Consider the following 8,694-nt stretch of genomic DNA (forward strand, 5'->3'; position numbering starts at 1 on the left):
GAGCCCCCGGTCCGCGCTCCCGGACCGGCCGGGCCGAACCCGGCCGCGGCCGCTGCCGCATCCGTGTCCGCCACCGTCGGCACGGGGGGATTCTCCGCGGCCCTCACCCGCCGGGCGATCTCCAGCCCGACCGGCTCCGGAAGCCAGCCCGCGACGTCGTTCAGCGGTCGTCCGGCCGCCCGCTCGCACAGCGCGGCGAGCTCGTCGGTGCCGATCCGCGCCGCCGGATCCGCCGTCAGGCAGCGCTCCAGCAGCGGCCGCAGTTCGGCCGGGTAGCCGCTCAGGTCCGGAGGCAGCCGGTCGGTGTTGGCGATGCGCACGCCGAGGGCGGTGGCCCCGCCGTTCCCGTACGGGTGCCGGCCGGTGGCCGCGACCGCGGCGATGAGCCCGACCGCGAACAGGTCGCTCGCGGTGGTGACCTCGGCGCCCAGCGCGTGTTCGGGGGACATGTACTGCGGAGTGCCGATGACCCCGCCGGTGCGGGTGAGCTGCGTGCTGTCGGCGGCCCGGGCGATCCCGAAGTCGATGACGTACGGCCCGGCCGCGCCGAGCAGCAGGTTGGCGGGCTTCAGGTCGCGGTGCACGACCCCCGCGGCATGGATGGAGCCGAGGGCCCGCGCCGTGCAGCCGACCAACTGGAAGACGGCGCTCAGCGGGAGCGGACCGTAGGCGTTCAGGGTGTCGTGCAGCGACAGTCCCGGTACGAACTCCGAGGCGAGCCAGGGCAGGGCGCCCGTGGTGTCGTGGTCGAGGACCGGTACGAGGTGGTAGCCCTGCACCCGGCGCGCGGCCCGCACCTCCTGCTCGAACCGGCTGCGGAAGTCCGGGTCCTGCCCGAACTCCCGGCGGATCAGTTTCAGTGCGACCGGCTGCCCGCCGCGCGTGTGCGAGAGATAGACGGTGCCCATGCCGCCCTCACCGATCCGGGCGATCAGCCGGTATCCGGCGGTCTCGCGGGGGTCCTGGGGCTCAAGTGGGGCAAGTACGCTGCCGGTTCCGATGGTCACGACGGAAAATCCTACGGCAGGAATCGGGGCCTGATCAGCACGGATGTGCGGGAAATCCCCTTTGTGGCGGACCGAGTTGACCGAACGCGCCCGGTCGGCGGACGTGGCGGGCGGCCCCGTACTCCACCGCGTGGGTACGGGCCCGCCGGCAGGACCGAGGGCCGGCCGCGTCCAGGTCAGGGGGCGTACTTGTACCCCACCCGGCGGACGGTCTGGATCGCGCCGCGGTGGGCGGCGCCCAGCTTGCGGCGCAGCCGCGCGACGTGGACGTCGACCGTGCGGCCGTCGCCGACGTGGCCGTAGCCCCAGACGGTCGTCACCAACTGGTCGCGGCTGTGCACCCGGTGCGGGTGCGCGACCAGGTGGGCCAGCAGCTCGAACTCCAGGTACGTCAGGTCCAGGACCTCGCCGTCCACCTCGGCGGTGCGCTGCGAGGGGTCGATGCGCACCAGCGCGTCGCCGGTGAGGGCCGCCGCACCGGGGGCCGGGGCGGCGGGAACGGACTGCGGGGAGAAGGCGATCGGCGGCTGCTGGTCGGCCGGTACGAGCACCAGGTACCCGACCATCGGAGGCTGGCCGGGCAGGGCGGGCAGCGTGTGCTGGGGAGCGGGCAGCCAGGTGGCGCCGGGCGGCAGGAAGTCCGCTACGCGGGCAACGGCGCCCACCTCGTCGCGGTCCACGGCCCGCAGGCGGTGGCGCGGACTGGGCGGGAAGGCCGGGTAGGTCAGGGGAGAGGTCGCAGCGGAGGTGACAGAAGCGAAGGAACGGGTGTTCGACATGAGTGGTCAGCTCTTTCACGCGGAGTGGTCGGCAGGAGACGTACGTAAAGGCGTCGTCTTGTGTCGTACCGCGCAGACCGAAGGCCTCGGGGAAGGTCGGTTGGAGGTCCCGGAGGCTTTAGAGGGCCGGCGCGTTCTTCGCGCGGCAACACACCCGGTCGAAATCGTGATCCTGACGGGAAGGCCAGAACGGCTCGAGGTCGCTGCGACCGGTCGAGGTGTGCGGGTAGCTGGCCATGGCCCCATTCAACCAGATGTGAGCCCGCCGAGGCAGACCTCGTCTCACCTGCTGGATCGGAATTCCAGATTCCGTGATCATGGCATGAACGGACCGTTGCAATCCCGACAAACCGTCACCCGTCAAGCCGCTCCCCTCCTTCCGCCCACGCTGCCCCGTATCGCATCGTGGGCGGATCCGTCCCACGACACCGACAGCACGGTGCCCACCCTTCCGAGGGGGAGGGCGGGCACCGTGGTCGTGTCGGGGGAGCCGGTCGGGGTCAGACCAGGCCGTCCTTCTCCAGGGCCGTGCAGCAGGTGTCCGTGATGAGGCGGGTCACCACGTACGGGTCCACGTTCGCGTTCGGGCGGCGGTCCTCGATGTAGCCCTTGCCGTCCTTCTCCACCTGCCACGGGATGCGGACGGATGCGCCGCGGTCCGAGACGCCGTAGCTGTACTCGTTCCACGGGGCCGTCTCGTGCAGGCCCGTCAGGCGCTCGTCGATGCCCGCGCCGTAGTTCTTGACGTGGTCCAGCGGCTTGCTGCCCTCACCCAGGGACTCGGCCGCGCAGATGATCGCGCGGTAGTCCTCGCGCATCGCCTTCGTGGAGAAGTTGGTGTGCGCGCCCGCGCCGTTCCAGTCGCCCTTGACCGGCTTCGGGTTCAGCGTCGCGGAGACGTTGAAGTCCTCGGCGGTGCGGTAGAGCAGCCAGCGCGCGATCCACAGCTGGTCGGAGACCTCCAGGGGGCCGACCGGGCCGACCTGGAACTCCCACTGGCCGGGCATGACCTCGGCGTTGATGCCGGAGATCGCCAGGCCCGCCGCGAGGCAGTGGTCCAGGTGCTTCTCGACGATGTCGCGGCCGAAGATCTCGTCCGAGCCGACACCGCAGTAGTAACCGCCCTGCGCGGCCGGGAAGCCGTTGACCGGGAAGCCGAGCGGGCGGGTGCCGTCGAAGAACGTGTACTCCTGCTCGATGCCGTAGATCGGCTCCTGAGCGGCGAACTTCTCGGCGACCGGACGCAGCAGCGCGCGGGTGTTCGACTCGTGCGGGGTCATGTCGATGTTCAGGACCTCGCACAGGACGAGGACGTTGTCGCCGCCGCGGATCGGGTCCGGGCACGAGAACACCGGCTGCAGCACGCGGTCGGAGGCGTGGCCCTCGGCCTGGTTGGTGCTCGATCCGTCGAAGCCCCAGATCGGCAGCGCGTCGCCGTCACCAAGGATCTTCGTCTTGGAGCGCAGCTTCGCAGTCGGCTCGGTTCCGTCGATCCAGATGTACTCAGCCTTGTAGCTCACGGGCCCCATCCTTCGGTGCGTCGCTCCGGCGCAGACTCTGCGGGTGCTGCGTTGCGTCCTGCGGATCGCGTACGGCGGTTCACGTCCCTGTGGCTCGCGTACTGCGAATTCGTTCTGCGGTGTAGACCGCAGCGTGCCCGCTCGCGATTTCTCTTCCGTTGCCCGTGTGTGAACCCCGTGTTACCGAGGTTTACGCCGCAGGTGGGCGTGGTCGAGAGGGTCGGCATCCGGACGCCCGTCCGGGTGAGGCAGACTGAGCGCGTGAGCATTTCGTACGATTTGACGTCCGCCGGAGATGCCGCCGCAGAGGCCGCTTCCGGGCCCCGCCCCCGGGTCGGGCTGCTGGGCACCGGCCCCTGGGCCCGCCGCACGCACGCCCCCGCCCTCGCCGCGCACCCCGGCTCCGAGTTCGCCGGAGTCTGGGGCCGGCGCCCCGAAGCCGCGGCCGAACTCGCGCGCGAGTTCGGCGTGAAGGTGTACGAAGACCCCGACGCGCTGTTCGCCGACTGTGACGCCGTGGCCTTCGCCCTTCCGCCCGACGTGCAGGCCCCGCTCGCCGTCCGCGCGGCCGCCGCCGGCTGCCACCTCCTGCTCGACAAACCGGTCGCCACGACCCCGGCCGCCGCGCGCGCCGTCGCCGCGGCCGTGGCCGAGCACCGGGTCGCCTCCGTCGTCTTCCTCACCCTGCGCTTCGCCGAGCCGACCGCCGGCTGGGTCGAGGAGCAGGCGGAGCGCACGGGCTGGTTCACCGCCGCCGCGCACTGGCTCGGCGCGGTCTTCCCGCCCGACGGCGAGCCCAGCGCCTACGCGGACTCGCCCTGGCGCAAGGCCAAGGGCGGGCTGTGGGACGTGGGCCCGCACGCCCTGTCCGTACTCATTCCGGTCCTCGGCGACGTCACCGAGGTCAGCGCCACCCGCGGCCCCGCCGACGTGGTCCAACTGGCCCTGCGCCACAGCTCCGGTGCGGCCAGCACCGCGGTGCTCAGCCTCAGCTCCCCGCGCGCGGCCGCCGGGGTGGGACTGGAACTGCGCGGCAGCGCCGGCGTCTTCGGCCTGCCGGAGTGGAGCAACGTACCCGGGGCCTACGGCTGCGCCCTGGACGCACTCCTCGCCTCGGCCCGCACCGGGGTGCCGGACGTACGGGGGGCGGAGTTCGGCGCCCGGCTGACGGAGATCCTGGCGGAGGCGGAGGGCCAGCTGCCCGAGTGAGCTTCCGGGGCCCGCGGCCGCCGTTCGGGCCGGACCGCGGTGCCCCGCCGCCGGTGGCCGCCGCTACTTGATCACCGCGTTGGCGACGATGATGGCCAGTCCGATCGTGGCGTCGGCGACTCCGATGAGCAGCGCCGAGGTGATCTTGTAGCCGACGCGTAGGGCCACGAAGGCCCCCCAGGCGAACAGCAGCGCGGTGTTCACGCCGAGCCCGACGGCCGTGACCCCGTGCGAGTCCCAGCCGGCGAGCCCGGCGACGAGCAGGAGCAGCACCGTGGGCAGGGTCGCCGCGATCATGGGCCACTCGTTCCACAGCGCCCGCCCGAGGATCCGCCACCGGTGCCCGGCGGAGCCGGCCCGGTGGGTGCTCATGTGGTGCGAGTACCCGTGCGCGAGCCCGGCCGTGGCGGCGGTGACGAGCACCCAGCTGGCGTCGTAGAAAGGGGTGTACTCCCCGCCCTTCTGGTCGAGCGCGGCAAGCAGCCCGGACGCGAGGACGGTCCCGTACACCCCGCCGAACATCCAGTCGGCGCCGCGCCGGGGGAGGGGGAGCGGCGGCAGCGGGGGCAGCGGAGACACCGGGAGGCCCGGAGGCGGCGACGGCACGGTCGTCCCCGGCGGTGCGGTCGGCACCCCGGGCGCGCCGGGCGTGGTGGGCCTCGGGTGCTGCTGCTCGCTCACGATGGATCCTTTGGTGCGGTACGTACCCTTTGTGCTGACCCCACCCTACGAGGCGCGGGATGGGGCCGAGGTGAAGGCCCGGGGCGGAGGCGGGCCCGGTGAGGGGCGGCGGCGGTGCCGGGGAGGCCTTGCCCCCGGTGGCGCAGCGGCGGAATACCGTGGATCGCGGGCGACTTGAACCCCGCATGGCAACTCTTGGACTCATCGGAAGCGGCAACATCGGAAGCACCCTCGCGCGGCTCGCCGTGGACGCGGGGCTGGACGTGGTCCTCAGCAATTCCAGGGGGCCGCAGACACTGGAAGCCCTGGTCGCCGGGCTCGGCCCGCGGGCCCGGGCCGCCACCCCCGCCGAGGCGGCCGCGGCCGGCGACTGGGTCGTGGCCACCATCCCGCTCAGGAACTACCGCGAGCTGCCCGCCGACGTCCTGGCGGGCAAGGTCGTGCTCGACACGCTCAACTACTACCCGCAGCGCGACGGGGTCTTCCCCGCCCTGGAGGCGGAGCGGACCACCACCAGCGAGCTCGTCCAGGAACACCTCTCCGGTGCGCAGGTCGTCAAGGCGTTCAACAACATCCACTTCGGTCACCTGCTGTCCCTCGCCCGCCCGGCCGGCTCCCCGGACCGCTCGGCCCTGCCGATCGCGGGCGACGACCCGGCCGCCCGCGCGTCCGCCACCCGCCTCCTCGACCTGCTCGGCTACGACGCGGTCGACGCGGGGACGCTCGCCGAGAGCTGGCGCTTCCAGCGCGACACGCCCGCGTACGGCCTCCCGTACGCCGCGGACCCGGCCGGTCCGGGGGGCTTCTCCGCGGCTCCGGGGGCCGTCGCCGGCGCCGCGGCCGTCCGTGCCGCCCTGGCGAAGGCCGTGCGGCCCGCGGGCTCCTCCGGATCAGGCTCCTGACGGTCGGGGCCGGCGCCCGGGGCGGCCATTCGGCGCGCCTCGCCCGGCCCGGCCGGGCCCTGCGGGTGAGCGGGCTCCGGGCGGGCGGGGTGGGGAGGCGGACCTCAGGGTCCGTCTCCCCGTCACCTCGGGGTGGCCTCGGGGTCGGGCCAGGGTGATCACCGATGGGCAACGTGCGCTGGATGGCGGAGTGTTGGTGTCAGAGCCCACCGAGTCGCCTTCTCCAGGAGCCACCGATGAACGCACGCCCCCGCACCGCCCGCCGGCTCGCCGTCACGGGCGCCGTCACCGGCATCGCCCTGGCGGTCCTCGCCGTGGGTGTGGGGGCGCCGGCCGCACTGGCCGCGCCCGGCGCGCCCGGCGGGTCCGGCGGGTCCGCGGGATTCGCCGCCACGGCGGTCCACGCCCGGCGGGCGGGCACCCATGACCCCGCCGCGCTGCGGGCCTTGCTGGCCTCCCTGCCCGACGAGGTCTCGACGGGGGCGCTGGTACGGCTGTCCGGCGAGGGGCTGCGCACACCGTGGACCGGGACCGGCGGGCCGGTCGCCGCGGACGCGGAGATCCCGATCGGCAGCGTCACCAAACTGTTCACGAACGCCCTGGTGCTGCGGCTCGTCGCGGAGCACCGGATCGAGATCGACGCGCCGGTGCGCCGCTACCTGCCCGACCTGATACCCGGCGCCTACGCCGAAGTGACCGTGCGGCAGCTCATGGACCACACCGCCGACCTGCCGATGGTCGCCGGCGATTCCGCCGATCCGCGCACCGTGGTGCTCGAGACGTTCGCGAAGGACGCGGCCGCCCGCCCGGGCCGCGTACCCGCCCCAGGCGCGGCCCAGCAGTACAACGGGATGAACAGCTTCGTCGCCGGCCTGCTCGTGGAGCGGATATCCGGCCGGACCTACGCGGAGGAACTGCGGCGCCGCATCGTGCACCCCCTGGGGCTGCGCCAGACCCGCATGTCGACGGATCCGCGGATGGCACGGTTCTGGGCGGAGGGAGGCTTGACCTCCACCGCGGCCGACCTGGACCGCTTCATGACCGCACTGGTGGGTGGCAGGCTGCTTCCGCCCGCCCGGCAGCGGCACCTGTACGAGGTCCCGGACGTGCCCAACGCCCCGATGAACACCTGCCTGTCGCCGCGGGCCTGCTTCAGCGCGGGCGGCCTGATGCGCCACGAGGCGGCCGGCGTCACGGTCTGGGGCAAGACGGGCTCAGGCCCCGGCTGGTCGACCGGAGTGTTCGCGACCGAGCACGCCGGACGCCGGCTCGTCTACGCGCACCACCCGAAGGCCGGCACGTCCCGGGACCAGCAGATCGGCCGCGTCGTGGAGTTCGTGAACGCGGGCTTCGCCGGCTAGGCCGGCTCCTTCGGACCCCGGCCCCGGAGCCGCTCCCTAGGCCGGGCCGGAGGTGCGGGAGAGGGCCTCGCGGACGGCCTCCTCCGAGCGGGCCACCACCGCCGTGCCGTCCTCGGCGGTGATGATCGGGCGCTGGATCAGCTTCGGGTGCGCCGCCAGGTGACTGATCCAGGCCCCGCGGGCCTCTTCGGTCTCCTCGCGCGGCAGGTCCCGTACGCCGGTCTCCTTGGCCAGGGGGTCCGAGGTACGGGTGATGTCCCAGGGCTCCAGGCCCAGCCGGCCCAAAACCTCGCGGATCTCGGCCTCGGAAGGCACGTCCTCCAGGTAGCGGCGGACGGTGTACTCGGCGCCCTCAGCGTCCAGCAGGGTCAGTGCGCTGCGGCACTTCGAGCAGGCGGGATTGATCCAGATCTCCATGCCCGAAAGCTTAGCCAGGTGCTGTCTGGCCAGGTCCTTTGTCAGTGGTCGCCGGTAAAATTCAAGGAGAAGGACAGGACGCCAACTTGCCTTTGGGAGGCTGTAGATGGCCACTGCCATGACCCTGCGCACCATCGAGCCCGTCAAGAAGAAGCCGCTGCCGGCGGGCCTGCCCCGCGAGTGGTACGAGAGCCACAACCGTCGGCTGAAGGCGATGCGGCTGGCGATATCGCTGCTCGACTCGGGCACCTATGACGCTCAGCGCGCCACCAACCGGAAGATCCGCACGATGGCCGTCCGGACGGGTATCCGCCGTCCGTCGAACGTGACCTGCAAGCTGGTCCGTTCCTTCATCCGCGACGCCGCGTAGGCGGAGCGGGCGGGGGGTGTAGGCGGGGGCGGGTGGGGGCGGCGGCCGCCTCAGCCCGCCCCGGGCTCGGCCGCGCGTCCCGGGGCCGAGCCCGCCTGGAGCGGGGCGGGGGCCTCGACCTGCTGGTTCTGTACGGAATCCGGTTCCGCCACGGCCTCGTGCTCGGCCAGGCCGAACACGATCGTGCCGGTGATCAGGGCGACGGCTCCGGCCGCCGCGATGACCGCTGTGATCCGCTGGTTGTGTTTGTAGGGCGCACGCATCGAGGGGCCTCGTCTTTCGTGCTCGGGGCTGGATGACCCGAGCGAAACACAGAAATGGGCCCTTAATGGCACTTGTCACCGTTTGGTCATGTGATCAGTGCGGCGTGGTCACCGTGCGCCGGGCCCCCCGGCCCTGGGCCCCCCCCCCCCCCGGGCCCCGGCGCGGGGGGGGGGCCGGGGCGGAG

At 73.0% G+C, this 8,694-nt stretch carries 11 protein-coding genes; 4 read left to right on the forward strand and 7 right to left on the reverse strand.

Annotated elements, in window-relative coordinates; all coding sequences use genetic code 11:
- From ABZY57_RS30755 to glnII, 4 genes are all read right to left on the reverse strand, one after another.
- A partial coding sequence (locus ABZY57_RS30755; RefSeq protein ID WP_356517517.1) for a serine/threonine-protein kinase occupies positions 1-908 on the reverse strand: 908 nt, incomplete at its 3' end.
- 275 nt (positions 909-1,183) lie between these two features.
- On the reverse strand, positions 1,184-1,786 hold the full coding sequence (locus ABZY57_RS30760; RefSeq protein ID WP_356517502.1) for a winged helix-turn-helix domain-containing protein: 603 nt from the start codon (positions 1,784-1,786) through the stop codon (positions 1,184-1,186).
- A 118-nt stretch (positions 1,787-1,904) separates the two neighbouring features.
- Positions 1,905-2,105 carry a hypothetical protein gene (locus tag ABZY57_RS30765; protein WP_356517519.1) on the reverse strand — a complete coding sequence of 67 codons (201 nt, stop codon included), beginning with the start codon at positions 2,103-2,105 and terminating at the stop codon, positions 1,905-1,907.
- A 181-nt stretch (positions 2,106-2,286) separates the two neighbouring features.
- Complete coding sequence (gene glnII, locus ABZY57_RS30770) at positions 2,287-3,306, reverse strand: glutamine synthetase (protein ID WP_327252414.1); 1,020 nt, start codon at positions 3,304-3,306, stop codon at positions 2,287-2,289.
- A gap of 267 nt (positions 3,307-3,573) precedes the next feature.
- Here glnII and ABZY57_RS30775 point away from each other — a divergent pair, with 267 nt between their 5' ends.
- A complete protein-coding gene (locus ABZY57_RS30775) occupies positions 3,574-4,515 on the forward strand; it encodes a Gfo/Idh/MocA family oxidoreductase (RefSeq protein WP_356517521.1) in 942 nt (313 codons plus the stop codon).
- 63 nt (positions 4,516-4,578) lie between these two features.
- On the opposite strand, the gene ABZY57_RS30780 is transcribed toward ABZY57_RS30775, so the two are convergent.
- Positions 4,579-5,196 (reverse strand): hypothetical protein, encoded by a 618-nt coding sequence (locus ABZY57_RS30780; RefSeq protein WP_356517505.1) that lies wholly within the window; start codon positions 5,194-5,196, stop codon positions 4,579-4,581.
- 185 nt (positions 5,197-5,381) lie between these two features.
- Between ABZY57_RS30780 and ABZY57_RS30785 the strand changes: the two genes are divergently transcribed.
- Positions 5,382-6,098 (forward strand): NAD(P)-binding domain-containing protein, encoded by a 717-nt coding sequence (locus ABZY57_RS30785; protein ID WP_356517507.1) that lies wholly within the window; start codon positions 5,382-5,384, stop codon positions 6,096-6,098.
- A gap of 236 nt (positions 6,099-6,334) precedes the next feature.
- A complete protein-coding gene (locus tag ABZY57_RS30790; RefSeq protein WP_356517509.1) occupies positions 6,335-7,459 on the forward strand; it encodes a serine hydrolase domain-containing protein in 1,125 nt (374 codons plus the stop codon).
- Between the two features lie 36 nt (positions 7,460-7,495).
- Here the strand turns inward: ABZY57_RS30790 and ABZY57_RS30795 are convergent, their stop codons facing one another.
- Positions 7,496-7,876: an ArsC/Spx/MgsR family protein gene (locus tag ABZY57_RS30795; RefSeq protein ID WP_356517511.1), complete on the reverse strand. Its 381-nt coding sequence runs from the start codon at positions 7,874-7,876 to the stop codon at positions 7,496-7,498.
- Between the two features lie 106 nt (positions 7,877-7,982).
- Here ABZY57_RS30795 and ABZY57_RS30800 point away from each other — a divergent pair, with 106 nt between their 5' ends.
- A complete protein-coding gene (locus ABZY57_RS30800) occupies positions 7,983-8,246 on the forward strand; it encodes a hypothetical protein (RefSeq protein ID WP_356517513.1) in 264 nt (87 codons plus the stop codon).
- 50 nt (positions 8,247-8,296) lie between these two features.
- Here the strand turns inward: ABZY57_RS30800 and ABZY57_RS30805 are convergent, their stop codons facing one another.
- A complete protein-coding gene (locus ABZY57_RS30805) occupies positions 8,297-8,509 on the reverse strand; it encodes a hypothetical protein (protein WP_356517515.1) in 213 nt (70 codons plus the stop codon).
- Positions 8,510-8,694: the final 185 nt, after the last annotated feature.

This window comes from Streptomyces sp. NPDC006450, assembly GCF_040612195.1.
Lineage (GTDB): Bacteria > Actinomycetota > Actinomycetes > Streptomycetales > Streptomycetaceae > Streptomyces.